At 74.2% G+C, this 23,270-nt stretch carries 23 protein-coding genes and 1 pseudogene; 20 read left to right on the top strand and 4 right to left on the bottom strand.

The features are described 5' to 3' along the window. Positions 1 to 2: 2 nt before the first annotated feature. From ACNAVT_RS21710 to ACNAVT_RS21670, 9 genes are read left to right on the top strand one after another with little or no spacing between them, the layout of a single operon-like run. Positions 3 to 1,295: an MCE family protein gene (locus ACNAVT_RS21710; protein ID WP_416299054.1), complete on the top strand. Its 1,293-nt coding sequence runs from the start codon at positions 3 to 5 to the stop codon at positions 1,293 to 1,295. Next, on the top strand, positions 1,292 to 2,326 hold the full coding sequence (locus tag ACNAVT_RS21705) for an MCE family protein (RefSeq protein ID WP_416298943.1): 1,035 nt from the start codon (positions 1,292 to 1,294) through the stop codon (positions 2,324 to 2,326). Before ACNAVT_RS21710 ends, ACNAVT_RS21705 begins: the two co-directional genes overlap by 4 nt. Further along, positions 2,323 to 3,306: an MCE family protein gene (locus ACNAVT_RS21700; RefSeq protein ID WP_416298941.1), complete on the top strand. Its 984-nt coding sequence runs from the start codon at positions 2,323 to 2,325 to the stop codon at positions 3,304 to 3,306. Before ACNAVT_RS21705 ends, ACNAVT_RS21700 begins: the two co-directional genes overlap by 4 nt. Then, a complete protein-coding gene (locus ACNAVT_RS21695; RefSeq protein ID WP_416298939.1) occupies positions 3,306 to 4,553 on the top strand; it encodes an MCE family protein in 1,248 nt (415 codons plus the stop codon). Before ACNAVT_RS21700 ends, ACNAVT_RS21695 begins: the two co-directional genes overlap by 1 nt. Further along, entirely contained in the window at positions 4,550 to 5,956 is a 1,407-nt protein-coding gene (locus tag ACNAVT_RS21690; RefSeq protein ID WP_416298937.1) for an MCE family protein, read from the top strand. The genes ACNAVT_RS21695 and ACNAVT_RS21690 overlap by 4 nt, the downstream gene beginning before the upstream one ends. Beyond that, positions 5,953 to 7,188 (top strand): MCE family protein, encoded by a 1,236-nt coding sequence (locus ACNAVT_RS21685; protein ID WP_416298936.1) that lies wholly within the window; start codon positions 5,953 to 5,955, stop codon positions 7,186 to 7,188. Before ACNAVT_RS21690 ends, ACNAVT_RS21685 begins: the two co-directional genes overlap by 4 nt. Positions 7,189 to 7,211: 23 nt before the next feature. After that, complete coding sequence (locus ACNAVT_RS21680) at positions 7,212 to 8,003, top strand: hypothetical protein (protein WP_416298934.1); 792 nt, start codon at positions 7,212 to 7,214, stop codon at positions 8,001 to 8,003. A 16-nt stretch (positions 8,004 to 8,019) separates the two neighbouring features. After that, the gene (locus tag ACNAVT_RS21675; RefSeq protein WP_416298933.1) at positions 8,020 to 8,328 is read left to right on the top strand and encodes a hypothetical protein; all 309 of its coding nucleotides are present in this window, start codon (positions 8,020 to 8,022) and stop codon (positions 8,326 to 8,328) included. Beyond that, positions 8,328 to 9,803: a PLP-dependent aminotransferase family protein gene (locus ACNAVT_RS21670; RefSeq protein WP_416298932.1), complete on the top strand. Its 1,476-nt coding sequence runs from the start codon at positions 8,328 to 8,330 to the stop codon at positions 9,801 to 9,803. The genes ACNAVT_RS21675 and ACNAVT_RS21670 overlap by 1 nt, the downstream gene beginning before the upstream one ends. A gap of 112 nt (positions 9,804 to 9,915) precedes the next feature. Here the strand turns inward: ACNAVT_RS21670 and ACNAVT_RS21665 are convergent, their stop codons facing one another. After that, the gene (locus ACNAVT_RS21665) at positions 9,916 to 10,908 is read right to left on the bottom strand and encodes a helix-turn-helix transcriptional regulator (RefSeq protein WP_416298931.1); all 993 of its coding nucleotides are present in this window, start codon (positions 10,906 to 10,908) and stop codon (positions 9,916 to 9,918) included. A gap of 44 nt (positions 10,909 to 10,952) precedes the next feature. Here ACNAVT_RS21665 and ACNAVT_RS21660 point away from each other — a divergent pair, with 44 nt between their 5' ends. From ACNAVT_RS21660 to ACNAVT_RS21640, 5 genes are all read left to right on the top strand, one after another. Continuing rightward, on the top strand, positions 10,953 to 11,429 hold the full coding sequence (locus ACNAVT_RS21660; protein WP_416298929.1) for a hypothetical protein: 477 nt from the start codon (positions 10,953 to 10,955) through the stop codon (positions 11,427 to 11,429). Further along, positions 11,429 to 11,884 carry a hypothetical protein gene (locus ACNAVT_RS21655; protein ID WP_416298927.1) on the top strand — a complete coding sequence of 152 codons (456 nt, stop codon included), beginning with the start codon at positions 11,429 to 11,431 and terminating at the stop codon, positions 11,882 to 11,884. Before ACNAVT_RS21660 ends, ACNAVT_RS21655 begins: the two co-directional genes overlap by 1 nt. 121 nt (positions 11,885 to 12,005) lie before the next feature. Then, entirely contained in the window at positions 12,006 to 13,508 is a 1,503-nt protein-coding gene (locus ACNAVT_RS21650; RefSeq protein ID WP_416298925.1) for a flavin-containing monooxygenase, read from the top strand. Positions 13,509 to 13,526: 18 nt separating this feature from the next. Continuing rightward, positions 13,527 to 14,414 carry an SDR family NAD(P)-dependent oxidoreductase gene (locus tag ACNAVT_RS21645; protein WP_416298923.1) on the top strand — a complete coding sequence of 296 codons (888 nt, stop codon included), beginning with the start codon at positions 13,527 to 13,529 and terminating at the stop codon, positions 14,412 to 14,414. Continuing rightward, the gene (locus tag ACNAVT_RS21640; RefSeq protein WP_416298922.1) at positions 14,411 to 15,268 is read left to right on the top strand and encodes an alpha/beta fold hydrolase; all 858 of its coding nucleotides are present in this window, start codon (positions 14,411 to 14,413) and stop codon (positions 15,266 to 15,268) included. The genes ACNAVT_RS21645 and ACNAVT_RS21640 overlap by 4 nt, the downstream gene beginning before the upstream one ends. Here ACNAVT_RS21640 and ACNAVT_RS21635 read toward each other — a convergent pair. Continuing rightward, positions 15,231 to 16,040 (bottom strand): inositol monophosphatase family protein, encoded by an 810-nt coding sequence (locus tag ACNAVT_RS21635; RefSeq protein WP_416298921.1) that lies wholly within the window; start codon positions 16,038 to 16,040, stop codon positions 15,231 to 15,233. The genes ACNAVT_RS21640 and ACNAVT_RS21635 overlap by 38 nt on opposite strands. Before the next feature lie 96 nt (positions 16,041 to 16,136). Between ACNAVT_RS21635 and ACNAVT_RS21630 the strand changes: the two genes are divergently transcribed. The 3 genes from ACNAVT_RS21630 (at position 16,137) to ACNAVT_RS21620 (ending at position 19,317) form a co-directional block, all read left to right on the top strand. Next, a complete protein-coding gene (locus ACNAVT_RS21630; RefSeq protein ID WP_416298919.1) occupies positions 16,137 to 17,243 on the top strand; it encodes a CapA family protein in 1,107 nt (368 codons plus the stop codon). Positions 17,244 to 17,353: 110 nt separating this feature from the next. Continuing rightward, positions 17,354 to 18,016 (top strand): GntR family transcriptional regulator, encoded by a 663-nt coding sequence (locus tag ACNAVT_RS21625; RefSeq protein WP_416298917.1) that lies wholly within the window; start codon positions 17,354 to 17,356, stop codon positions 18,014 to 18,016. Then, a complete protein-coding gene (locus tag ACNAVT_RS21620) occupies positions 18,013 to 19,317 on the top strand; it encodes an MFS transporter (RefSeq protein WP_416298916.1) in 1,305 nt (434 codons plus the stop codon). Before ACNAVT_RS21625 ends, ACNAVT_RS21620 begins: the two co-directional genes overlap by 4 nt. A gap of 52 nt (positions 19,318 to 19,369) precedes the next feature. On the opposite strand, the gene ACNAVT_RS21615 is transcribed toward ACNAVT_RS21620, so the two are convergent. Next, positions 19,370 to 19,789, bottom strand: coding sequence for a hypothetical protein (locus tag ACNAVT_RS21615; RefSeq protein WP_416298914.1), 420 nt, complete (start codon positions 19,787 to 19,789; stop codon positions 19,370 to 19,372). Between the two features lie 141 nt (positions 19,790 to 19,930). On the opposite strand from ACNAVT_RS21615, the gene ACNAVT_RS21610 reads away from it, so the two are divergent. Beyond that, a complete protein-coding gene (locus ACNAVT_RS21610) occupies positions 19,931 to 21,019 on the top strand; it encodes an S-(hydroxymethyl)mycothiol dehydrogenase (RefSeq protein ID WP_416298912.1) in 1,089 nt (362 codons plus the stop codon). After that, positions 21,016 to 21,645 carry an MBL fold metallo-hydrolase gene (locus ACNAVT_RS21605; protein WP_416298910.1) on the top strand — a complete coding sequence of 210 codons (630 nt, stop codon included), beginning with the start codon at positions 21,016 to 21,018 and terminating at the stop codon, positions 21,643 to 21,645. Before ACNAVT_RS21610 ends, ACNAVT_RS21605 begins: the two co-directional genes overlap by 4 nt. Before the next feature lie 18 nt (positions 21,646 to 21,663). Here the strand turns inward: ACNAVT_RS21605 and ACNAVT_RS21600 are convergent, their stop codons facing one another. Beyond that, on the bottom strand, positions 21,664 to 22,467 hold the full coding sequence (locus ACNAVT_RS21600; RefSeq protein ID WP_416298909.1) for a metallophosphoesterase: 804 nt from the start codon (positions 22,465 to 22,467) through the stop codon (positions 21,664 to 21,666). A 404-nt stretch (positions 22,468 to 22,871) separates the two neighbouring features. On the opposite strand from ACNAVT_RS21600, the pseudogene ACNAVT_RS21595 reads away from it, so the two are divergent. Next, a pseudogene (locus ACNAVT_RS21595) lies at positions 22,872 to 23,270 on the top strand (transcription termination factor Rho); the annotation flags it as partial.

Raw genomic sequence — 23,270 nt, 5'->3', positions numbered from 1 at the left:
CCATGAGACACCGGCTGCTCGGCATCGTCTTCATCGCCCTGCTGGCCGCGGCGCTGACCGCCTCCGTCCTGCACTACCGCAAGGCGTTCACCCCGGTCGACCGGGTCACCCTGCACGCCGACCGGGCCGGCCTGCAACTCCTCGAAGGCGCCGACGTCAAGGTCCGCGGCGTCGTGGTCGGCGACGTCCGGTCGGTCCGTAGCGACGGTGGCGGAGCCGTCATCCGCCTCGCACTCGATCCGGCCACCACCGACCGGATTCCCGCCGACGTGACCGCGCGGCTGCTGCCCAAGACCCTCTTCGGGGAGCGGTACGTGGAGCTGCTCCCGCCGCCCACCAGCACCGCCGGACCGATCCGCGACGGCGCGGTCATCAGCCAGGACCGCAGCCGTACCGCCATCGAGCTGGAACGGGTGCTCGACCAGGCCCTGCCATTGCTGCAGGCCATCCGACCCGACCAGCTGGCCGCCACCCTCGGCGCAATCTCCACCGTCCTGGAGGGACGCGGCGACCAGCTCGGGGCGAACCTCACCCGACTCGACGCGTATCTGCGCCAGCTCAACCCGCAGCTGCCGGCCGTCGCCGAGGACGTCCGCCAGCTCGTCCTCGTGCTGGACAGCTACCACGCCGCGCTGCCCGACCTGCTGGCGCTGCTGCGCGACGTCACCGTCACCGCCGGCACGATCAGCGACCAGCGCGGCCAGCTCGCCGCGTTCCTCGCCGACACCACCGACACTGCCGACACCACCCGCGGCTTCCTCGACCGGCACGGCGACCAGCTCATCCAGCTCGGCCAGGTCAGCCGTCCGGTGCTGGAACTGCTCGCCACCTACGCCCCCGAGTACCCGTGCCTGGTCCGCGGGCTGGTCGCCCTGCAACCCCGCGTCGAGGAGGTCTTCGCCGGCGGCCGGATGCACATCACCCTGGAGGTCACCCGCGACGGCGGCCCGTATGAGCGGGGCCGCGACGAGCCGGCCTACGCCGCCCACGACGGTCCGAACTGCCGGCACCTGCCGGACCCCCCGGTGCCCGCTTCGGAGGTGCCCGTCGCCGACGGCTACGACCACGGCGGTACCCGCACCCGCCCACTCCTGCCGGTCGGCCTGCCGACCGGGCCGGCGGGCGCGCCCACCGGATCGTCGCCGACGATGGGCCGAGCCGGCACCACCGAGGAACAGGCCCTGGTCAAACCCCTCGTGGGTGGGCTCACCGGCACACCCCCGGCCGAGGTGCCCGACATCGCGGTGCTGCTGTGGGGACCCTTGCTGCGCGGTGCGGTGGTGAACGCCCGATGACCGGGAAGACGACGTCCGCGCTGGTCAAGCTGCTGGTCTTCGCCGCGGTGACGCTGCTGGCCACCGGGCTGCTCGCCCAGACCCTCGGCGCGTTCCCGCCCGACGGGGTCACCTACCGGGCCCGGTTCACCGACGTCACCGGGCTGCTCCCCGGCGACGACGTGCGCATCGCCGGGGTGCGCGTCGGCAAGGTCAGCGACATCGCCGTGGTCGACGACACCGTCGCCGAGGTCGCCTTCACCGTCGACCGGGACGTGCCGGTGGCCACCAGCGCCCGCGCCGCGATCCGCTACCGCAACCTGGTCGGGCAGCGCTACCTGGCGCTGGCCGAGGGACCCGGGGACGGCCGGCCGCTGCCGGCCGACGGGCTGATCCCGCTCACCAAGACGAAGCCGGCGCTGGACCTGACCGTGCTGTTCAACGGCTTCCGGCCGCTGTTCACCGCGCTCAACCCGGACGACGTCAACAAGCTCGCGTACGAGATCATCCAGGTGCTGCAGGGCGAGGGCGGCACGGTGGCCAGCCTGCTGCGCCGGACCGCCTCGCTGACCACCACCCTCGCCGACCGGGACGCCGTGATCGGCCGGGTCGTCACCAACCTCAACAACGTCCTGGCCACGGTGGCCACCCGCGACCGCGAGCTGGATCAGAGCGTCACCCAGCTCCAGCAGTTCGTCTCCGGGCTGTCCGCCGACCGCGCCGCCATCGGCGAGGCGCTGGTCAACCTCGCCGACCTCACCGACACCACCGCCGGGCTGCTGCGCCAGACCCGGCCGCCGCTGGCCGCCGACGTCCGCGCCCTCGACGACCTGGCCGGCACCCTCGACCGCAACTCCGCCGTCATCGACGCCACGCTGGGCCGGCTGCCGCAGCGCTACGAGTCGCTGACCCGGGTCGCGTCGTACGGCTCCTGGTTCAACTTCTACCTCTGCGACTTCGACGGCCGGGTGGCCGTCGCCGGCCAGCCGCCGCTGACCACGCCCGGCGTCAGCGCCACCGCCGCCCGCTGCGCCACCGGAGGCAGCCAGTGAAACCCTTCCGCGAACGCAACCCCGTCGTCGTCGGCGCGGTCGGGCTGGCCGTCATCATCGCCGCCCTGCTCGGCGCCTTCCAGCTCGACCGGCTGGCCGCGCTCACCGGCCGCGCCTACCAGGCGGCGTTCCACGACGCCAGCGGCCTCGCCACCGGCAACGAGGTCCGGGTGGCCGGGGTCCGGGTCGGCGTGGTCACCGCGGTGGAACTCGCCCACGACCCCCAGCCGTACGTGCGGGTCCGCTTCCGGGTCGACGACGACGGCGTACGCCTCGGCGGCGACACCGGCGCCACCATCCGCATCAAGACCGTGCTCGGCCAGAAATACCTCGCCCTGTCCCCGGCCGGCCCGGGCAAGCTGCCCGAGCACGGGCAGATCCCGCTCGACCGCACCGCCGCCCCGTTCGACGTGGTGCAGGCGGTCACCGGGCTCGCCGACACCCTCGACAAGGTCGACACCGACCAGCTCGCGCAGGCGTTCACCACCCTGTCCGAGACCTTCGCCGACACCCCCGCCAGCGTCACCACCTCGCTGACCGGGCTGTCCCGGCTGTCCCGTACCGTCGCCAGCCGCGACGCCGAGCTGCGTAGCCTGCTCGCCCGGGCCCGGGACGTCACCGGCGTGCTCGCCCAACGCGACGAGGAGTTCCGCAAGCTGGTCACCGACGGGGAGAAGCTGCTCACCGAGGTCAGCCGCCGCCGGGACGCCATCCACCAACTCCTCGTCGGCACCGACCAGCTCGCCACCCAGCTGTCCGGTCTGGTCGCCGACAACCGCACCCAGCTCGAACCGGCGCTGCGCAAGCTGCGCGACGTGGTCGCCGTCCTACAACGCAACCGCGACGACCTGGAGCAGACCATCCGGCGGATGGGACCGTTCGTCACCGCCTTCGCCAACGTGGTCGGCAACGGCCGCTGGTTCGACTCGTACGTCGACGGCCTGCTCCAGCCGTACCTGCCCACCCCGGGAGGGCGCTGATGCCCGGGCTCATCCAGCGTTGGCGGCGTCCCCTCGCCGCGGCCACCGTCCTGCTCACCGCCGTCGCCGCCGGGACGGTGGTGTGGCGGCACGAGACACCGCAACGGCGGGTCGTCGCGTACTTCACCCGGGCGGTCGGGGTCTACGCCGGCTCCGACGTGCGGGTGCTCGGGGTGCGCGTCGGCCAGGTCGAGAAGGTCATCCCGCAGGGGCGCACCGTCCGCGTCGAGATGCGCTACGACCCGACGTTACGGGTCCCCGCCGACGCCCAGGCGCTGATCGTCCCGCCCAGCGTGGTCAGCGACCGGTACGTGCAGCTCACCCCGGCGTTCACCGGCGGGACCGCGCTCGCCGACGGCGCCGAGATCCCCGTCGGGCGGACCGCCGCCCCGATGGAGATCGACGACATCTACCAGGCGCTCGACGAGTTCAACCGGACCCTCGGCCCGCAGGGCGCCAACGCCGACGGCGCCCTGTCCGATCTGGTCGCGACCGGCCGGGCCAACCTGGAAGGCAACGGCGCCAACCTGCACGACACCCTCGACGCGCTCTCCCGCGCGCTGACCACCCTCTCCGACGGGCGCGGCGACCTGTTCGGGACGGTGACCAACCTGCAACGCTTCACCACCACCCTGGCCGCCAGCGACCAGCAGGTACACCGCTTCAACCAGCAGCTGGCCGACGTCGCCGAGCAGCTCGCGGGGGAGAAGGAGGAACTGGCCGCCGCCCTGCGCAACCTGGCCGCGGCACTGGCCGACGTCACCGCCTTCGTCCGGCAGAACCGGACCGCGCTCACCTCCAACGTCACCGCGCTGGCCGACATCACCCGGGTCCTGGTCCGCCAGCAGCAGGCCGTCATCCAGATCCTCGACGTGGCCCCGCTGGCCCTGGGCAACCTCAACCTCGCTTACAACCCGCGCTCGGGCACCCTGGACACCCGTGACAACCCGCTCGGCCCGTACGACCCGGCCACCTTCGTCTGCTCGCTGATGGTGGACCAGCTTCCGGTCGCCGAGGTGCCGGCGAAGTGCACCGCGCTCGCGCAGACCCTGCGCGGGCGCGGTCTACCCCTGACCGACCAGCTACGCAAGCTGCTCAAGCTGCCGCCCGGCGCCCCGGCGGCCGGCGGGTCCCCACCGGGCTCCATCAGCTCCCCCGGTGCGCCGATCCCCGCCGAGGCGCCGGGCGGCCCCCCCACCACCACGAGTGACCCCACCCTCGGCGGCATCCTGCGGCGGCCGGCGTGACCGCCCGCCTGCTCCGCCTGGTTGCTGGCGCACTGGTGGTGGCCCTGCTGCCCGCCGGCTGCGGCCTGCCCGAGGTCGCGGACCTGCCGCTGCCCGGCGGCAGGCCGACCGGCACCGGCTACACCGTCACCGCCGAGTTCGCCGACGTGCTCGACCTGGTGCCACAGGCGGCCGTCAAGGTCGACGACGTCACCGTCGGCAGCGTGGAGAAGATCTCCCTGTCCGGTTGGCACGCCCGGGTCCGGCTGCGTATCGACCGCGCGGTGCGGCTGCCCGCGAACGCCACCGCCGCCGTACGCCAGAGCAGCCTGCTCGGCGAGAAGTACGTGGCGGTGGCCCCGCCACCTGCCGAGCCGGCCCGCGGCCGGCTCGCCGACGGCGACCTCATCCCGCTGTCCCGCACCACCCGGGGCGCCGAGGTCGAGGAGGTCCTCGCCGCCCTCGGCCTGCTGCTCAACGGCGGTGGCCTGGCCCAGATCAGGACCATCAACGCCGAACTCGGCACGGCCCTCGCCGGCCGCGAATCCGCCCTCCGGGACACCCTGACCCAGCTCGACACGTTCATCGGCGGCCTCGACCGGCAGAAGGCGGACATCGTCCGCGCCATCGACGCCCTCGACCGGCTCACCGATCGCCTGGCCCGGCAACGGCAGGTCCTCGGCGATGCGCTCGACTCCCTCGCGCCCGGCGTGACCGTCCTGGCGCGGCAACGCGCCCAGCTCACCAAGGCGCTGACCGCACTCGGGCAGCTCGGCGCAGTCGGCACCCGGGTGGTCGAGCGCAGCCGGGCAGACACCGTGGCCGCCGTACGGGCGCTGCAACCGATCCTGGAACAGCTCGCCCGGGCCGGCGACGACCTGCCGAAGTCACTGGACTTCATGCTGTCGTATCCGTTCCCGCCGAACGTCACCGGCGCGATCGTGGGCGACTTCGTCAACCTCTCCGTCACCGCCGACCTGGACGCCGCCAGCATCCTGGCCAACCTGGTGGCCGCCGCGCCTGCCCCGGCATCGCAGGCCCCCCGGGCCAAGGCCCCGGCTACGCCCCGGCCACCCGCCACCGGCCCGGCCCGGCCCGGCGGTAAGCCCGGTGGCGGCGTCCTCCCCGAGTTGCCGCTGACCAAGTGCCTGCCGGACCTGAAGAACTTCCCGGCCACCTGGACCCCGCCGGAGGAGTGCGGGCTGCCGGAGGGCTGTCGGCTGCTCAAGCCCGGCTCGGCCGTGCCCCTCGGCGGGTTGCTGCTGCCCAAGGGCCTCGTGCCGCCCGGCACGGCGTTCCCCGCCGGCACCGAACTGCCCGCCGGCACCGTGCTCACCGCCGACTGCGTGCTCCCGGTGACCGGGGCTGTCGTCGGCCAGCTGGGCGGCCTGACCGACGTGCTGGGTGGAGGGCTGATCAAATGATCGGGCGTACCGCGAAACTCCAGGTCATCGCCTTCGTGCTGGTGAGCGTTCTCGGCATCGGCTACGTCGGGATCCGCTACGTCGGCCTTGGCGACCGGCTCCTCAACGCCGGCTATGTGGTCCACGTCGATCTCGCCCGCGCCGGCGGCCTGTTCGCCAACGCCCCGGTCACCTACCGCGGCGTGCCCGTCGGCCGGGTCACCGCCGTCTGCCTGCACGGCGACGGGGTCCGCGCCGACCTGCGCATCGACCGGGGCATACGGGTGCCCGACGCGCTGCGCGCCGTGGTCACCCAACGGTCGGCCGTCGGGGAGCAGTACCTCGACTTGCGCCCCGACCGTGACGGCGGGCCCTACCTCGCCGACGGCGCCGTCATCCCGGCCGACCGGACCGGGCTCCCGCTCGCCCCGGAGGCCCTGCTGACCAACCTCGACGCCCTGGTCCGCTCGGTCGACCCGGACAACCTGACCGTGCTGATCACCGAGCTGGGCACCGCCTTCGAGGGCAACGAGCAGGCCCTCGCCCGGATCCTCGACGCCGGCGACGCCCTGCTCACCGAGGCGGACGCCCGGCTGCCCGAGACGCTCACGCTGATCCGCGACGCGCGGACCGTGCTCACCACCCAGGCGGAGTCCGCCGAGGCGCTGCGGCGCTGGTCGGCCGGCCTGGCGCAGCTCGCCGCCACCGTCCGCGCCGCCGACCCGGACCTGCGGCGGCTGCTGGCCACCGGGCCGCCGGCCGGCGTCGAGCTGCGGGCGCTGCTGCGCGGCCTGGAACCGGACATCGGGACTTTGCTCGGCAACCTGGTCACCGTCAACGGGATCGCCGCGCGACGACTGCCCGGCATCGAGCAGATCCTGGTGGTCTACCCGATCGCGGTGGCCGGTGGGTTCACGGTCACCCCGGGCGACGGCACCGCCCACCTCGGCCTCGTGGTCAACGCCGGAGACCCGCCGGCCTGCGTCTACCAGGGCGGCGGCACCCGGTGCGGCGGCACCGAACGCGCCGCGGGCGCGAGCGTACGCGGGGCGCAGAACGCGCCCCGACCGTCCGGCCGGGAACCCGCGCCGCCCCCGTCCGACGAGGGTGCGAACGCCGGCTACGACCCGGCGACCGGCCTGGTGCTGGGCTCCGACGGCCGCCCGCTGCAGTTCGGCGGGTCCGGCGGCCAGTACCGCACGGCCGGAGACCAGTCCTGGAAACAGCTGTTGCTCGCCGGGGTCACCCCGTGACCGGCGTACCGGAGGAGGTGGCGGTGTCCAGCCGCAGGAACACCACGCTGAAAGTCATCAAGGGGGCCAAGGCCGGCGACCCGCCCCCGCCGCGACGCCGCCTGGTCACCCGTGCCGTGCCCCGACCGGCCGAGCCGATCGAGGAGGTGCTGGAACGCCTCGACCAGGAGCCGGTGGAGAACCTCGCGGAGGCCGGCGACCTGACTGCCGTCGGCGGCCCCGCCGAGGCCGAGGACTCGCCCGACCCGGCGGCCGTCGGCACGGCCGCCGGCTCCGACACCGACGCGGGGCAGAAGGGACGGTCCGCCCCGGCCGAGCCCGGGCCGCCCGGCCGAGGCCGGGCGGTGACCGCGCTGCTCGTCGTGCTGCTCTCCGCCGCCCTGGCCGGCGCCGGCGTCTACGGCCACCGCTGGTACGTCGACCGGGCCACCGACCAGGCCCGGCGGGAGGCAGTCGCCGCCGCCCGGCAGGCCGCCGTCAACTTCGTCTCGGTCAGCGCCGCCAGCGTCGACCGGGACCTGCAACGCATCACGGCCGGGGCGACCGGCGACTTCAGGGACGAGTTCACCCGCGGCCAGGCGCAGGTCCGTACGGCCGTCGTGGAGAACAAGGTCCAGTCGCAGGGCACGGTGCTGCGCGCCGGACTGGTCTCCGGGGACCGCCGGCACGCGGTGGTGCTGGTGGCGGTCGACGCCACAGTGAAGAACGTGAAGGCAACCGACGGGCGCCCGTCGCACTACCGGATCCAGCTCGACCTGGTCCGGGACCGCGACTCGGGCGACTGGCTGGTGTCGAAGCTCCAGTTCGTCGGCTGACCGGGGAGGAGACCCGATGCGCGTCCTGACCGTCCTGCGTCGACGCCCGGCGCGGATCCGACCCGTGCCCGTGCTCGTCGTCGCGATCGTCCTGGCGGCGGCCGTGGCCCTCGCGGGCTGGTACGGCGATCACCGCGCCGGCCAGCGCGACCAGGCCGTACGCCAGGCCCTGGCGACCGCGCCCGCCGCAGCCCAGGGCGAGGAAGCTGCTGCCGGCGAAACCACGCCGCAGCACCACCCCGGCCCCGGGGGTGGCCACCACGACCAGCGTGGTCAGCAGGAAGGCGATGCTCACACCGTCCACCCTGCGGCCATAATGGCCTGATGGACAGGGCCAAACCATCGGCACCCGAGGGGTCCATAACGGCCGGCGCCGACTTCCTCCAGCTCGACGTGGACGAGGCCCCGCCCGGCGGGCGTGCCGACTGGCTGGCCGCCCGACTGCGGGCCGCCATCGCCGACGGCCGGATGCCGGTGGGAACCCGTCTGCCGGCCAGCCGGGTCCTCGCCGCCGAGCTGGGCGTCTCCCGCGGCGTGGTGACCGAGGCGTACCAGCGGCTCACCGAGGACGGTCACGTGGTGGGGCGCGGCCGCGCCGGCACCGTCGTGGTGGCCACACCCGCCGCGGTGGTCACCCGCGCGCCGGAGCCACCCGCCCCGGCCGAGGTGTTCGCCGCGCCGCCGGGCACCGACGTCTTCGACGCGCTGCGGACCGCCCCGGCGGAGCTCGACCTCACGCCCGGCGTACCGGATCTGGCGGCGTTCCCCCGCGCGGCCTGGCTGCGCGCGGAACGCGCGGTGCTGCACCGCCTCGCGCCCGCCGACTTCGGGTACGGCGACCCGACCGGCACCCCCGCCCTGCGGCTCGCGGTCGCCACCTGGCTGGCCCGCAACCGGGGCATCCGGGTCGACCCGGCCGAGGTGGTGATCGTCGCCGGGGTGTCCCAGGCGCTCGGCCTGCTCGCCCAGGTGCTGCACGGCGACGGCGTGCACACCGTCGCCGTGGAGGACCCCGGCTCCCTCGGCGTACGCCAGCACCTGCGCAACTGGCGGCTGGACACCCCGCCGGTGCCGGTCGACGCGCACGGGCTGCGCGTCGACCGGCTGGAGGCCAGCGGCGCCCCGGCGGTGATGCTCACCCCGGCGCACCAGTTCCCGACCGGAGTGGTGCTCGACGGCGACCGGCGCCGCCGGCTGCTGCGGTGGGCGCAGCGCGGCGGCCTGGTCATCGAGGACGACTACGACGCCGAGCACCGCTACGACCGGCCGCCGGTGCCGGCGCTGCGGGGCATGCTGCCCGAGCGGGTCTGCTACACCGGCAGCGTCTCCAAGCTGCTCGCCCCGGCCCTGCGCATCGGCTGGGTGCTGGTGCCGACCCGGTATCACGCCGCCCTGGTGGCCGCCAAGCGGATGGCCGACCTCGGCAACGCGGCCCTGCCCCAGCTCGTGCTGGCCGAGCTGATGGACTCGGGGGCGCTGGAGCGGCACCTGCGGCTGCTGCGCCGCCGGCACGTCCGCCGCCGGGACGAGATGATCCGGGCGATCCGCGACCACCTGCCCGGGGCGGTCGTGCACGGCGCCGCCGCCGGCCTGCACCTGCTGGTCACCCTGCCCGGTGACGTCGACGACGTCGCGTTGGCCGCCGCGACGCTGCGCCGAGGCGTCAAGGTGCAGCCGCTGTCCTGGCACGGGCAGCGACCGCAGCCGCCCGGCCTGGTGCTCGGCTACGCCGCGAACACCGCCGGCGACATCGAGCGCGGCGTTGCCACCGTGGGTACGATCCTGCGCGAGCTGCGCTGACCGCCGGGCCGGCACACTTTCGGCTGCCCGGGCAACGACCCGGCCGCGGCCAACTCCCACTCGGAGCCGGCGGGACTCGCCTGTGGCCGCCCGGCGCGCTTCGGCGACCCGGTCAGCGAGCGGGCGGCGACGGTGGCCGCTGGTACAGCGCGGCGAGCGCGGCGGCCGTGTCGGCGAGGCGGTCGCGCAGCGCCGCGGGGGAGAGGACCTCCACCTCGGCGCCGAGCCGGAGCAGGTCGCCGTGGGCGTGGGTGAGCGACTCGATCGGGATGACGGCCTGGATCCAGCCGGCCGCGTCCGGCGGGCCGGCGCTGGCGTCCAGCGCGGCGACCACCGCGTCGCTGGCGACCTCCCGCAGTCGCTCCCGGCCGCGCGCGGAGAGCCGGATCGTCGCCTCGTCCCGGTGCAGCCGGGCCCGAAAGTCCACCACGTGCTCCCGCCACCAGGCGGGCAGGTCGAACTCGGGCCGGTCGAACGGCTCGTCCAGCGGGGTGAGGTCGAGGATCTGGTTGACCCGGTAGGTGGCCGGCTCGGCCCGGTCCGGCCGGGCCGCGACCAAGTACCAGCGGCCGCCCTTGAGCACCAGGCCGTACGGCTCCAGCACCCGGGTCACCTCGCCGGTCCAGCTGCGGTAGCGGACCCGGATCCGGTGCTGGCCCCACACCGCCTCGGCGGCCGGCGCCAGATGCGGCGACGGGTCGCCGTCGGAGTACCAGCCGGGGGTGTCCAGGTGGAAACGTTCCTGGAGTCGGGCGGCCCGGTCGGCGAGCGGGGGCGGCAGCGCGGCCCGTAGCTTGAGTTGCAGGGTGGCCACGACCGACTGGTAACCGAGCTCGGCGGCCGGTCCGGGCAGCCCGGCGAAGAGCAGCCGGTCGGCCTCCTCGGCGGTGAGCCCGGTCAGCCGGGTCCGCCACCCGTCGACGAGCTGGTAGCCGCCGGCGTGGCCGGCCTCCCCGTACAGCGGGATGCCGGCGGCGTGCAGCGACTCGACGTCCCGGTAGACGGTCCGGACCGAGACCTCCAGGCGGCGCGCCAGCTCGGCGGCGGTCAGCCGGCCGTGGGCCTGGAGCAGCAGCAGGATCGACAGGAGACGACTGGCCCGCATTCCCCTGACAGTACCTGTCAGGGGAGCGGTCATACCGTCCCGGCATGGCTTTCCACGACAAGGAACTGACCGTGCCCGGAACCGTCGAGGTCGCCGGCCGGCACGTCAAGCGCTACCACATCGACCAGCCCGACCGCCGCCTCGAACCCCACGTGGTCGAGGCCGCGTACGCGTACCTGCCGAAGCTGCTGTCCGGGGCGGACGGCGGCACCCCGCCGGCGAGCTGGGTGGTGCTGCACCGGGGCGCGGACACCGGGGCGTACCTGCTGGCGTACAGCTGGTTCTTCGACAACGTGGTGGAGTGCCGGATCGCTATCGCCGGCCAGCCCGCGCTGGACTGCCCCGACGACAACCCCGCACACTTCGTCCCGCTGGACCGCCCCGGGGTGGGCTGCGTGTGGGAGCTGGGCGTGCTGGAGCACGAGCGCGCCGCCTGGATCCGCCATGTGCTCGCCTCCGACCGGCCCGACCTGGCCGGCTACCTGGCCGACACCCGCGCCGAAGGGCCGGTGGGCCGCTGATGGGCGACTTCGACTTCTTCGTCGGCAGCTGGAACGTGACCAACCGGCGGCTGAAACAGCGACACGTCGGCAGCGACGACTGGGACGAGTTCCCCGGAACGACGGTCGCGCACTCGTTCTTCGACGGCGCCGGCAGCTTCGACGAGATCCGCTTCCCGGCCCGTGGCTTCTCCGGGTCGACGGTGCGGATCCTCGACCCGTCGACCGGGCTCTGGTCGATCTACTGGATGAACAGTCGGCGGGGAGTCCTCGAGCTGCCGCCGGTGGTGGGCCGGTTCGTCGACGGCATCGGCACCTTCTACGCCGACGACACCGACGAGGGGCGGCCGGTCCGCTGCCGGTTCATCTGGTCCGGGATTACGCCCACCTCGTGCCGGTGGGAACAGGCGTTCTCCACCGACGGGGAGCGGACCTGGGAGACGAACTGGATCATGGAGTTCATCCGCACCGGATGACCGATCAGGCCGGCGGCGGATCGGCCGCCGCTCCGCTCGACACCGTGTCGATCCCCCTCGACATGGTGTCGAGCGGTGGCGGATAGTGTCCCGACCAATGCCGCCCCGAACGGGAGATGTGATGGCCCCCGACCACGTCGACGTCCTCATCGTCGGTGCCGGGCTCTCCGGCGTCGGTGCCGCCGTTCACCTGCAACGCAACTGTCCGGGCAAGTCCTACGCGGTGCTCGAGGGCCGCGGCGCCGTCGGCGGCACCTGGGACCTGTTCCGCTACCCGGGGATCCGCTCCGACTCCGACATGTACACCCTCGGCTACTCGTTCAAGCCGTGGACCGACCCGAAGGCGATCGCCGACGGCGACTTTATCCGCGAGTACGTCCGCGAGACCGCCCGGGAGCACGGCGTGCAGGAGCACATCCGCTTCCACCACCGGGTGGTGCGCGCCGAGTGGGACAGCGCCGCGGCCCGCTGGACCGTGCGCGCCCGGCGCGACGACACCGGCGAGGAGGTCGTGCTCACCTGCTCTTTCCTGTTCACCTGCTCCGGCTACTACCGCTACGACTCCGGTTACACCCCGGAGTTTCCCGGTGCCGACCGGTACGCCGGCCGGCTCGTGCACCCGCAGCACTGGCCCGAGGACCTCGACCACACCGGCAAGCGGGTGGTGGTGATCGGCAGCGGCGCCACTGCGGTCACGCTGGTTCCGGCGCTGGCCGAGCGGGCCGGCCACGTCACCATGCTTCAGCGCTCGCCCACGTACGTCATCGCGCTGCCCTCGCGCGACCGGCTCGCCGACGCGCTGCGGCGCTGGCTTCCCGCGAAGGCCGCGTATTCCGTGGTGCGCTGGAAGAACGTGCTGCTCGGAACGGCCAGCTACCAGCTGAGCCGGCGCGCTCCCGGCCTGGTGAAGAAGTACCTGCGCCGGGCCGCCAGGGGCAGCCTGCCGGTCGGGTACGACGTCGACCGCCACTTCTCGCCCCGCTACGACCCCTGGGACCAGCGGCTGTGCGTGGTGCCCGACGGCGACCTCTTCGCCGCCGTCAGCGCCGGGCGGGCGTCGGTGGTCACCGACACCATCGACACCTTCACCGAGCAGGGCATCCGGCTCGGCTCCGGCGAGGAACTGCCCGCCGACGTCGTGGTCACCGCCACCGGCCTCAACCTGCTCGCCCTGGGCGGCATGACCCTCGCCGTGGACGGCACCGAGGTCGACCTGGCGCAGACCGTCGCCTACAAGGGCATGATGCTCTCCGGCGTGCCGAACTTCGCCATGACCATCGGCTACACCAACGCCTCCTGGACCCTCAAGGCAGACCTGGTCGCCACGTACGTCTGCCGGCTGCTGCGTCACCTCGACGCCACCGGCCAGCAGATCGTCACCCCGCTCGCCCCTGCCACTGGCGAGCTGGTGCCGCTCATCGACCTGAAGTCCGGGTACGTGCTGCGCGCCGTGGACCAACTGCCCAAACAGGGCCCGGCGGCGCCCTGGCGGCTGCATCAGAATTATCCCCGGGACGTGCTGCTCATGCGGCGCGGCCGGCTCACCGACGAGGGCGTCCGCTTCTCCCGGGCCGGCGCGCCCGCCCCCGACGGCGCCGCCCAGCGCACCGCGCCCGTCGCCTGACCTGAGAGGAGCGCACCGATGCGTGACTTCGTCTTTCCCGGCGGCACCGCGGTCGTCACCGGCGCGGCCAGCGGCATCGGCGAGGCCCTCGCCCATGGGCTGGCCCGGCGCGGCGCCGACCTGGTCCTGCTCGACCGGGACGCCGAGCGGCTCGACGCGGTGGTCGCCGCGATCCGCGCCGCGCACCCCGACCGGCGCGTCGACGCCCACCTCGTCGACCTCGCCGACGCCGACGCCACCGACCGGGCGGCCGCCGAGATCCACCGTGCGCATCCCCGGATCCGGCTGCTGGTCAACAACGCCGGCGTGGCGCTGGGCGGCCGGTTCGACCAGGTCAGCCTGGAGGAGTTCTTCTGGGTCATTGAGATCAACTTCCGGGCCGTGGTCCGGCTGACCCACGGGTTGCTGCCCGCGCTCAAGGCCGAGCCGGGCGCCCACCTCGTGAACATCTCCAGCCTGTTCGGGCTGATCGGGCCGGCCGGGCAGGCGGCGTACTCGGCGAGCAAATTCGCCGTTCGCGGCTTCACCGAGGTGTTGCGGCACGAGCTGGTCGACGACGGCGTCGGGGTCACCTCGGTGCACCCCGGTGGCATCCGGACCCGGATCGCGCAGAGTGCCCGGGTGGGCACCGGCGTCTCCCGCGAGGAGTACGAGGTCGCCCGCCAGCGGTTCGAGAAGCTGCTCTCCATCGACCCGGCGAAGGCCGCCCAGGTGATCCTGCGCGGCGTCGAGCGCCGCCGGGGCCGGGTGCTGATCGGCTGGTCGGCGAAGCTGCCCGACCTGCTGGCCCGGCTCGCCCCCGCCTCGTACGGCAGGATCCTGGCGCTGGGGGCGAGCGTCGCCGGGGTGCGGGCGCCCGGGCCGGCTCCGGAGCCCGCCGGGTCCGAGCCGGAGCGGGCGGCGTGACGATCGCCCTGCCGCCCGCCGACTGGCTGACCGTGGTGGGCCGACGGGTTCGCCGCCGGATCACCGGCGACGGGCCGCCGGTGGTGCTGCTGCACGGCATCGGGCGCACCCTCGACGACTTCGCCGCCCAGCACGAGCTGCTGGCACCCGACCACCGCGTGATCAGTCTCGATCTTCCCGGCCACGGCGGCAGCGCGCCGCTGGACGCCCCGCACACCCTTCCGGCCCTGGCCGCGGCCGTCGCCGAGGCCCTGTCCACCGCCGGGATCACCGGCCCCGCGCACCTGGTCGGCAACTCCCTCGGTGGGGCGGTGGCGATGCGGCTCGCCGCCGACGACCCGGCCCGGGTGGCGAGCCTGGTGCTGGTCAACAGCGCCGGCTTCGGCCGGGAGGTCACCGTCGCGCTGCGGCTGCTCGCGCTGCGTCCGCTGGGCCGGCTGCTGCTACGCCCGCACCCGGCGATCGCCCGCCGCGCCGAGCGGGCCATCTTCCACGACCCGGCCTACGTCACCGAGGAGCGGATCGGCACGGCTCTCGCCGCGGCCCGGCAGCCGCACGCCGCGCGGGTGATGCTGGAGCTGGTCCGCAGCCTGGGCACCTGGCGGGGCGTACGGCCGCAGTGGCGCGAGGAGCTGCTCGCCGCGGTGGCCGCGCTGGACCTGCCCATCCTGGTGGTCTGGGGCGACCGGGACCTGATCCTGCCCGCGCACCATCTGGCGGCCGTCCGGGCCCGGCTGCCGAGGGCGCGCACCCACCTGTTCGCCGACACCGGGCACATGCCGCAGATCGAGCGGGCCGCGGAGTTCTATACGCTGGTCAACGAGTTCTGGGCGCTTCCTGCTGCTCGGCGATGAGCGCCAGCAGGGCGCGGTGCGTGTCGTGGTCCGCCGCGACGAGCAGCCCGCCCGCGCCGGTGTGCAGCGGCTGCCCGTGAATGCCGGTCACCACGCATCCGGCGGCCCGGCACAGGGCGATCCCGGCGGCGAAGTGCACGCTGTCCCGCAGGTGGCCGTCGGTCACGTACGCCGCCCGTCGACCGGCGGCGACCCAGGTGACCGCCAGGGTCGTGGAGACCACCCGCGGCCGGAAGCGCGCCACGAACTCCGGGTTCGCGAGCAGCCGGACGGCCCGGAACGCGGGGCTGTTCGGAAACGGCGGGTCGAGATTGACGTCGACCAGGCGTGACTCGGCCGACGGCGTGAGCTGCTCGTCCACCCCGTCGCGGCGTACGTGGGCGGCATTGCCGTCGGTCCAGAACACCTCCCCGGCGAAGGGATCGGCCGCGGCGGCGACCTCGGTGCCGGAGCCGGTCCGCAACGCCACGTTGACCGCGACCAGGGGCATGCGCGCCGCGTAGTTCAGGGTGCCGCACAGCGGGTCGACCAGCCAGGTGCGTTCCGCGGTGTCGGCCCCGGTGCGCCCACTCTCCTCCCCGAGCACCGCGTCGTCCGGTCGGGCGGCCCGAAGAACGTCGAGGATCGCCTGCTCCGCCTCGATGTCGGCAGCGGTGGCGAAGTCCCCCGCGGACTTCTGGATGCGGGCCAGTGGTGCACCGTACCGGGCGCGCACGACTGCGGCGCCGGCTCCCGCCGCGGCAATCGCCACGTCGCGGTCCATGATCATCATGCGGCGAGGATAGAACGGCGGCGCCTGGGACGGGGGCCGGCCCGATTGCCGTCGTTCGGCAGGTGCGGGAGTGCCTGGGGCGGGAAGACGGCCGCCATGGCCGAGGTGACCCTCTTCCTCGCCGGCGACGTGATGACCGGCCGGGGCGTGGACCAGATCCTGCCCCACCCGGGGCCGCCCGAGCTGCGCGAGCAGGTGGTCACCGACGCCCGCCGCTACGTCGAGCTGGCCGAGTCGGTCAACGGGCCGGTGCCGCGCCCGGCTCCGCCCGAGTGGCCGTGGGGTGCGGCGCTGCGGCTGCTGGACGCGCTGCGTCCGGACGTCCGGATCGTGAACCTGGAGACGTCGGTGACCGGCCGGGGCGAGTACGCCCCCGCCAAGGGCATTCACTACCGGATGCACCCGGCGAACCTGGCCTGCCTGACCGCCGCCCGCCTCGACGTGTGCGCACTGGCCAACAACCACGTCCTCGACTTCGGTCCCGCCGGGCTCGCCGACACCCTCGACGCCCTGCACGGGGCGGGCATCAGGACGGCCGGCGCCGGCCGGGGCGCCGACGAGGCGTGGCGGCCGGCCGTGGTGCCGCTCGGCGACGGCCGCCGGGTGCTGGTCTGGTCGGTGGGCGCCCCGTCCAGCGGGGTGTACCCGCCGTGGGCCGCGGCGGCCGGGCGGCCGGGGGTGGCGTACCTGCCGGACGTCTCGGCGGCGTCGGCCGAGGCGCTCACCGACCGGATCGCGCGGGAGGCGGGGCCGGGGGACCGGGTGGTGGTTTCGGTGCACTGGGGCTCCAACTGGGGCCACGAGGTTCCGGACGAGCACGTCGAGTTCGCCCACGCGCTGGTCGACGCCGGGGTGCACGTGGTCCACGGTCACTCGTCCCACCACCCCCGCCCGGTCGAGCGGTACCGGGGGCGGCTCGTCCTCTACGGCTGCGGCGACCTGATCGACGACTACGAGGGGATCGGCGGGCAGGAGTCGTACCGGCCCGAGCTGCGGTTGCTGCACCTGGCGACGCTCGACGCGGCCACCGGCGAGCTGGGCCGGCTGCGGCTGGTGCCGGTACGGATGCGGCGGATGCGGCTGGAACCGGCCGCCCCGCAGGAGGCTCGCTGGCTGGCGGACCTGCTCGACGGGCTCGGCGCGCCGTACCGGACCCGGTTCGGCCTCGGCGACGACGGGGTGATCGCCCTGCGCCCCGACTGAGGCGATCCGTGGCAGCGTCGCCCCCGCTCTCCCGGCGTCGCCGCGTGGCGTGGGCCACCTTCGTGGGCCCACCGGCACCCTCTCCTGCACCCGGTACGCACCATAGATACATGACGCATCCCACCGCCTCCGCGCGCGCCGCTGCGCCGTCCGCCGCCGAGCGGGCGTACCAGCACCTCAAGCGGGCCATCCTGGAGCAGGTCTACCCGGGCGGCCTGCTGATCAGCGAGGGTGAGATCGCCGAGGCGGCCGGGGTCTCCCGCACCCCCGTACGGGAGGCGCTGCTGCGCCTGGAGGCGGAGGGCCTGGTCGCCCTCTACCCGAAGCGCGGCGCGCTGATCCGGCCGGTGTCCGCCCGGGAGATCACCGACGTCATCGAGGCGCGGCGGCTGGTCGAGCTGCACGCCGCCGAGCGGATCTGGCCCCGCCGGGCCGAGCTCAAGGCCGACCTGGCCCGCTGGCTCGACGAGATGCGCCGGGCGCACGCCGTCGGCGACGTCACCGCCCTGATGGCCGCCGACCGGGCCTTCCACGCGACGGTCGTGGAGGCGGCCGGCAACGAGATCCTCGCCGAGCTGTACCACCGGCTGCGCGACCGGCAGCTGCGGATGGGGGAGGCCAGCTTCCGCCTCTCGCCGGGCTGGGCCGACGTGGTGCTCGCCGAGCACGCCAGCCAGCTCGCCGCCCTCGACGGCGACGACCCGCAGGTCTGGCTCGACGCGGTCGGCGCGCACGTCGACAACGCCGCGACCGTGCTGCGGACGCTGCGGTGAGCGGCGCCGCCCGTACAGTCGCCTCCCGTCGCCCCGCCACCCTGGTCTACGTCGTCGCGGTGACCGCCTACCTGGCTGCCGTCTTCCACCGCAGCACGCTCGGCGTCACCGGGGTGGACGCGGCGGACCGTTTCCACATCAACGCCGCCGCCCTCGCGACCTTCTCCGTCGCCCAGCTCGCCGTGTACGCGGCCATGCAGGTGCCCGTCGGGGTGTTGCTCGACCGGTTCGGCTCCCGCCGGCTGCTGCTGGCCGGCGGCGTGCTGATGGTCGCCGGCCAGCTGTGCTTCGCCGTCGCCACCGACGTCCGCCTCGCCGTCGCCGCCCGCGTGCTGGTCGGCCTCGGCGACGCGATGACCTTCATCAGCGTGCTGCGCATCGTGGCGTTCTGGTTCCCCGGCCGGCGGAACCCGCTGCTGGTGCAGCTCACCGGCACCGTCGGGCAGCTCGGGGCGGTGCTCGCCGCGGTACCCCTGGTGGCGCTGCTGCACCACGCCGGCTGGACGCCCGCGTTCCTCACCGCGGCGGCGCTCGGCGCGACCGTGCTGCTGCTCGTGCTCGTCGCGGTACGCGACACCCCGCACACCGCGCACACCACCGCCGCCCCCGACCTGCGCGCCGTGCGCCGGCAGCTCGCCGAGGCCTGGGCCCAGCCGGGCACCCGGCTCGGCCTGTGGGCCCATTTCGTCACCCAGTTCTCCGGCTCGGTGTTCGCGCTGCTCTGGGGCTACCCGTTCCTGGTGCAGGGGCAGGGGCTCTCGCCCACCGCGGCAGCCGCCCTGCTCACCCTGATGACCGTGGTGACCCTGGCCTGCGGCCCGGTGATCGCGCACCTGTGCGCCCGGCACCCGTTCCGCCGTTCGGTGCTGGTCTTCGCGATCACCGCCGGCACCGCCGCGGTCTGGGCGGTCGTGTTGGCCTGGCCGGGCCGCGCGCCGCACGGGCTGCTGGTGGCCCTCGTCGTCGTGCTGGCCGTCAACGGCCCCGGCTCGATGATCGGCTTCGACTACGCGCGCACCTTCAACCCGGTGCACCGGATCGGCAGCGCCACCGGCATCGTCAACGTCGGCGGGTTCGTCGCCTCGATCCTGCTGGTGCTGGCTGTCGGCGTGGTCCTCGACCTGGCCACCCCGGCCGGGCGGAGCACCCCGCCGCTGGACGCGTTCCGCTGGGCGTTCGCCGTGCAGTACCTGCTCTGGGCCCTCGGCGCGGTCCAGGTGCTGCGCTACCGCAACGCCGCCCGCCGCCGGCACGCGGCCGAGCAGACCGCCGTCGCCGTCCCCGCGCCGGCCGCCGCCTGACCGCGGGCAGACCGGCCACCACCGCGAGTGATCCGGCCGCACGCCGTGGCGGTCAGAGGGCCCGGCGACGGTGGGTCAGCGCGTCCAGCATCAGGGTGATGCCGGCACCGACCAGCCAGACGTCCTTGGCGAGGCCGGTGCCGGCCTGGGTGGGCTTCAAGCTGTTCGGCTCCCGCATCCCCGGCGTCTTGAGGTAGAGCTGCACCAGCCCGGCACCGAACGCGGTCAACGCCGCACCGACCAGCAGCGACGGCACGAACGGCACGAGCAGCGCGGCGCCGAGCGCGATCTCGCCCCGGGACAACACCTTGGCGAACCGATCCGGCCCCAACTGTTCCAGCTGGGGGACCGCGCCGACCGCCATGCCGTGCACCGCCTGCGCGGCCTCGCCCTCCAAGCCGCGCTTGCTGAGCCCGGAATTCAGAATGAACGCGCCGATGCTGACCCGGAGCGGCGCATGCGTCAGCTTCATGATCACTCCCGTCGGGATGCGGAATCGGACCCCGCGTACCCCGCGACGCGCGAGATAACCCGCCGCGCACCGGTGGGCCACCAGTGGTGATCGGCGGTAGGTTCGCGAAGGGAACGGAGACCGACACAGGCGGGAGGGACCGTGAGCCAGGAAGTCCGGGGAGTCGTGTCGCGGCGCAAGGGTGCGCCGGTGGAACTCACCACCATCGTGGTGCCCGACCCGGGGCCGGGCGAGGCGGTGGTCCGCGTCCAGTCCTGCGGGGTGTGCCACACCGACCTGCACTACCGCGAGGGCGGCATCACCGACGACTACCCGTTCCTGCTCGGCCACGAGGCCGCCGGCGTCGTCGAGCAGGTGGGGGAGGGGGTCACCGACGTGGCTCCCGGCGACTTCGTGGTGCTCAACTGGCGGGCCGTCTGCGGCACGTGTCGGGCCTGCCGGCGGGGCCGCCCCTGGTACTGCTTCAACACCCACAACGCCGCCCGGAAGATGACCCTCACCGACGGCACGGTGCTCTCGCCCGCCCTGGGCATCGGCGCGTTCGCGGAGAAGACGCTGGTCCACGCCGGTCAGTGCACCAAGGTCGACCCGGCGGCCCGGCCGGCCGCCGTCGGCCTGCTCGGCTGCGGCGTGATGGCTGGCCTCGGCGCGGCGATGAACACCGGCCAGGTGACCCGGGGCGATTCGGTCGCGGTGATCGGCTGTGGCGGCGTCGGCGACGCCGCGGTGGCCGGTGCGGCCCTGGCCGGGGCGACGACGATCATCGCGGTGGACACCGACTCCCGCAAGCTCGACTGGGCGCGCCGGTTCGGTGCCACGCACACCGTCAACGCGTCGGAGGAAGATCCGGTCGAGGCGATCCGCGCCGCGACGGGCGGCTTCGGCGCCGACGTGGTGATCGACGCGGTGGGCCGCCCGGAGACCTGGAAGCAGGCCTTCTACGCGCGGGACCTGGCCGGCACGGTGGTGCTGGTGGGCGTACCCACCCCGGAGATGAAGGTCGAGCTGCCGCTGCTGGACGTCTTCGGCCGCGGCGGCGCCCTCAAGTCCAGCTGGTACGGCGACTGCCTGCCCAGCCGCGACTTCCCGATGCTCACCGAGCTGTACAAGCAGGGCCGCCTCGACCTGGACGCGTTCGTCACCGAGGAGATCGCCCTCGACCAGGTCGAAGAGGCGTTCACCCGGATGCACCACGGCGACGTGCTCCGCTCGGTGGTGGTCTTCCCGTGACCGCCCGCGTCGACCACACCGTCACCTCCGGCACCTTCTCCCTCGACGGGCAGACCTTCGACGTCGACAACAACGTCTGGGTGATCGGCGACGACACCGAGTGTGTCGTCGTCGACGCGCCGCACGACGTGGCAGCGATCCGTCGGGTCGTCGGCGATCGCCGGGTGGTCGCCATCCTGGCCACCCACGCCCACGACGACCACGTACGGGTCGCACCCGAGCTGGCCCGGGCCACCGGCGCTCCGGTGCTGCTGCATCCCGCCGACCGGGTGCTCTGGGATCTGGTCCACCCGGACATCCCGCCGGACGGGGAGCTGACCGACGGCCAGACCGTCCAGGTCGGCGGGACCACGCTGCGGGTGCTGCACACCCCCGGCCACAGCCCGGGCGCGTGCAGCCTGCACGCCCCCGACCTTCGCGCGGTCTTCACCGGCGACACCCTGTTCGCCGGCGGGCCCGGCGCGACCGGCCGCTCCTACAGCGACTTCGGCACCATCATCGAGTCGATCCGGACCCGGCTGCTCACCCTGCCGCCGGAGACCGTGGTCCACACCGGACACGGCGACGACACCACTGTCGGCGCCGAGTCGCCCCACCTCGACGAGTGGATAGCCCGGGGACACTGAGCCGACCTCGGCAACGGTTCAGCACAGCCGGGTGAGCAGGATCCGGCCACCCTCGTACACCCCGCCATCGATGGCGACCACTCGGCCGCCGGCGTACCAGAGCGGCTCCCGGACATCCGGCGGAGCCACACCGAAGTGCTTGGTGAGCGTACTGTGCCCGTGTACGAGCAGCTCGCCGCCGAGCGTGCGCAGCATCGTGGACACCGGGTCGTCCGGGCGCGCCGGGTCGGCGTCACGAAACGCACCACGATCGCTCATCCGCCCGCAGAACGCCAGCCACCTGGCGCTGTCCGAGCAGGTCAGGGCCGCCGTCACGGCCGCGTTGATCGCGGCGACACTCGATCCCAACTCCAGGTAGCGCGCGGTGTCGGAGTGGACGAGCAGGTACCCGTCGACCACCGCGACCGCGGGCAGGCTCGTGATCCAGGCGACGTGCTGCGGCGTCAATCGGCGCAGATCGTCCGCACGCCCGCCGAACCGCGCCCAACCACCTCGGAAGCCGCCTGGCTCGTCCCACCCGGCGACCGGCGCCTCGCCGAACCGGTGCGCGGCGAGCAGCTGCACCTCGTGGTTGCCCAGCAAGGCCCGCACGGTGCCGCCCGCGGCCGGGGCGGAAGCGGCAAGCTGCCGAACATCATCGATGACACCAATGCCGTCCGGGCCGCGATCGACGTAGTCGCCGAGCAGCCACAGCCGGGCGTTGCCCCCGGACCATCCCCCCGAGCGGTCGACCAGCCCCGCCTCACGCAGCGCGTCCCGCAGCTCGGACCGGTGGCCATGAACATCCGCAGCCGCGTACAACGGAGCATCCGATCTTGGCACCGCCCAACCGTACCGCCGAGCCGCCAACCCCGGTGAACGTCGGCGCACCGGCAGGCAGTCCCAGCCACGGCGTGCTTGCTCGCCCGACGCTCTCGGGTTAGCCTGCCAGTGGACCCGGATGCCGGCGCATGGCGCCACCCGGTGTCTTCTCTCTCCCGACCGCTCGGCGCATCGTCCGCCCGGTCACTGATCACCGCCGACAGTCGTGCGGATCCGCCGCCTCGACTTCCTCGCCGGTCGACATTCCGATCGGCCGCCGAACCGTCGGCGGCTGATCGGGCCGTCTTGTCAGCACCGCCTTCGCGCCGTCACGGCCCGGCCGGACGCCCCGGCGCGGCCCTACCAACGCGCCCCTCCCGGCGCGACCCGGACGTCTCCGCGCGCCGTGATCTGTCCTTCCACCGTTTCCCACCACCCGTCGCCCCACCGGCGACGGCGACACCGAAAGGCATCGGATGAACAACACCGACACCATCGCGCCGGTCCCGCTCACCGGCGTCGTCGACACCGTCGACGACCACGCCCTGGTCCGCGTCGACGGCTACCTGCCCTCTGCCGCGGACGCGTACGTCACGCCCGCCCAGGTACGCCGATACGGCCTGCGCCGCGGCGACCTCATCACCGGCGCGGTCGCCGCCGTACCCCGTCGGAGCCGGCACGTCCCGCTGGTCCGGCTGGACACCATCAACGGGATGGAGCCGGAGGAGGCGAAGCGCCGGCCGGAGTTCTACAAGCTCACCCCGCTGTATCCGCAGGAGCGGCTGCGGCTGGAGACCGAGCCGCACATCCTGACGACCCGGGTC

It is taken from the genome of Micromonospora sp. SL4-19 (genome assembly GCF_047921475.1).
Lineage (GTDB): Bacteria > Actinomycetota > Actinomycetes > Mycobacteriales > Micromonosporaceae > Micromonospora.
Note: the sequence above shows the minus strand (reverse complement) of the source record. Positions and strands in the feature narration are given on the sequence as shown.

Bases quoted from the DNA above. Each gene is read 5' to 3' on its own strand.
- ACNAVT_RS21635 (WP_416298921.1), bottom strand. From the start codon at position 16,040: ATGATGATCATGGACCGCGACGTGGCGATTGCCGCGGCGGGAGCCGGC.
- ACNAVT_RS21665 (WP_416298931.1), bottom strand. From the start codon at position 10,908: ATGCGGGCCAGTCGTCTCCTGTCGATCCTGCTGCTGCTCCAGGCCCAC.
- ACNAVT_RS21630 (WP_416298919.1), top strand. From the start codon at position 16,137: ATGGCCGAGGTGACCCTCTTCCTCGCCGGCGACGTGATGACCGGCCGG.
- ACNAVT_RS21660 (WP_416298929.1), top strand. From the start codon at position 10,953: ATGGCTTTCCACGACAAGGAACTGACCGTGCCCGGAACCGTCGAGGTC.
- ACNAVT_RS21675 (WP_416298933.1), top strand. From the start codon at position 8,020: ATGCGCGTCCTGACCGTCCTGCGTCGACGCCCGGCGCGGATCCGACCC.
- ACNAVT_RS21650 (WP_416298925.1), top strand. From the start codon at position 12,006: ATGGCCCCCGACCACGTCGACGTCCTCATCGTCGGTGCCGGGCTCTCC.
- ACNAVT_RS21625 (WP_416298917.1), top strand. From the start codon at position 17,354: ATGACGCATCCCACCGCCTCCGCGCGCGCCGCTGCGCCGTCCGCCGCC.
- ACNAVT_RS21710 (WP_416299054.1), top strand. From the start codon at position 3: ATGAGACACCGGCTGCTCGGCATCGTCTTCATCGCCCTGCTGGCCGCG.
- ACNAVT_RS21695 (WP_416298939.1), top strand. From the start codon at position 3,306: ATGCCCGGGCTCATCCAGCGTTGGCGGCGTCCCCTCGCCGCGGCCACC.
- ACNAVT_RS21645 (WP_416298923.1), top strand. From the start codon at position 13,527: ATGCGTGACTTCGTCTTTCCCGGCGGCACCGCGGTCGTCACCGGCGCG.
- ACNAVT_RS21685 (WP_416298936.1), top strand. From the start codon at position 5,953: ATGATCGGGCGTACCGCGAAACTCCAGGTCATCGCCTTCGTGCTGGTG.
- ACNAVT_RS21670 (WP_416298932.1), top strand. From the start codon at position 8,328: ATGGACAGGGCCAAACCATCGGCACCCGAGGGGTCCATAACGGCCGGC.
- ACNAVT_RS21655 (WP_416298927.1), top strand. From the start codon at position 11,429: ATGGGCGACTTCGACTTCTTCGTCGGCAGCTGGAACGTGACCAACCGG.
- ACNAVT_RS21615 (WP_416298914.1), bottom strand. From the start codon at position 19,789: ATGAAGCTGACGCATGCGCCGCTCCGGGTCAGCATCGGCGCGTTCATT.
- ACNAVT_RS21705 (WP_416298943.1), top strand. From the start codon at position 1,292: ATGACCGGGAAGACGACGTCCGCGCTGGTCAAGCTGCTGGTCTTCGCC.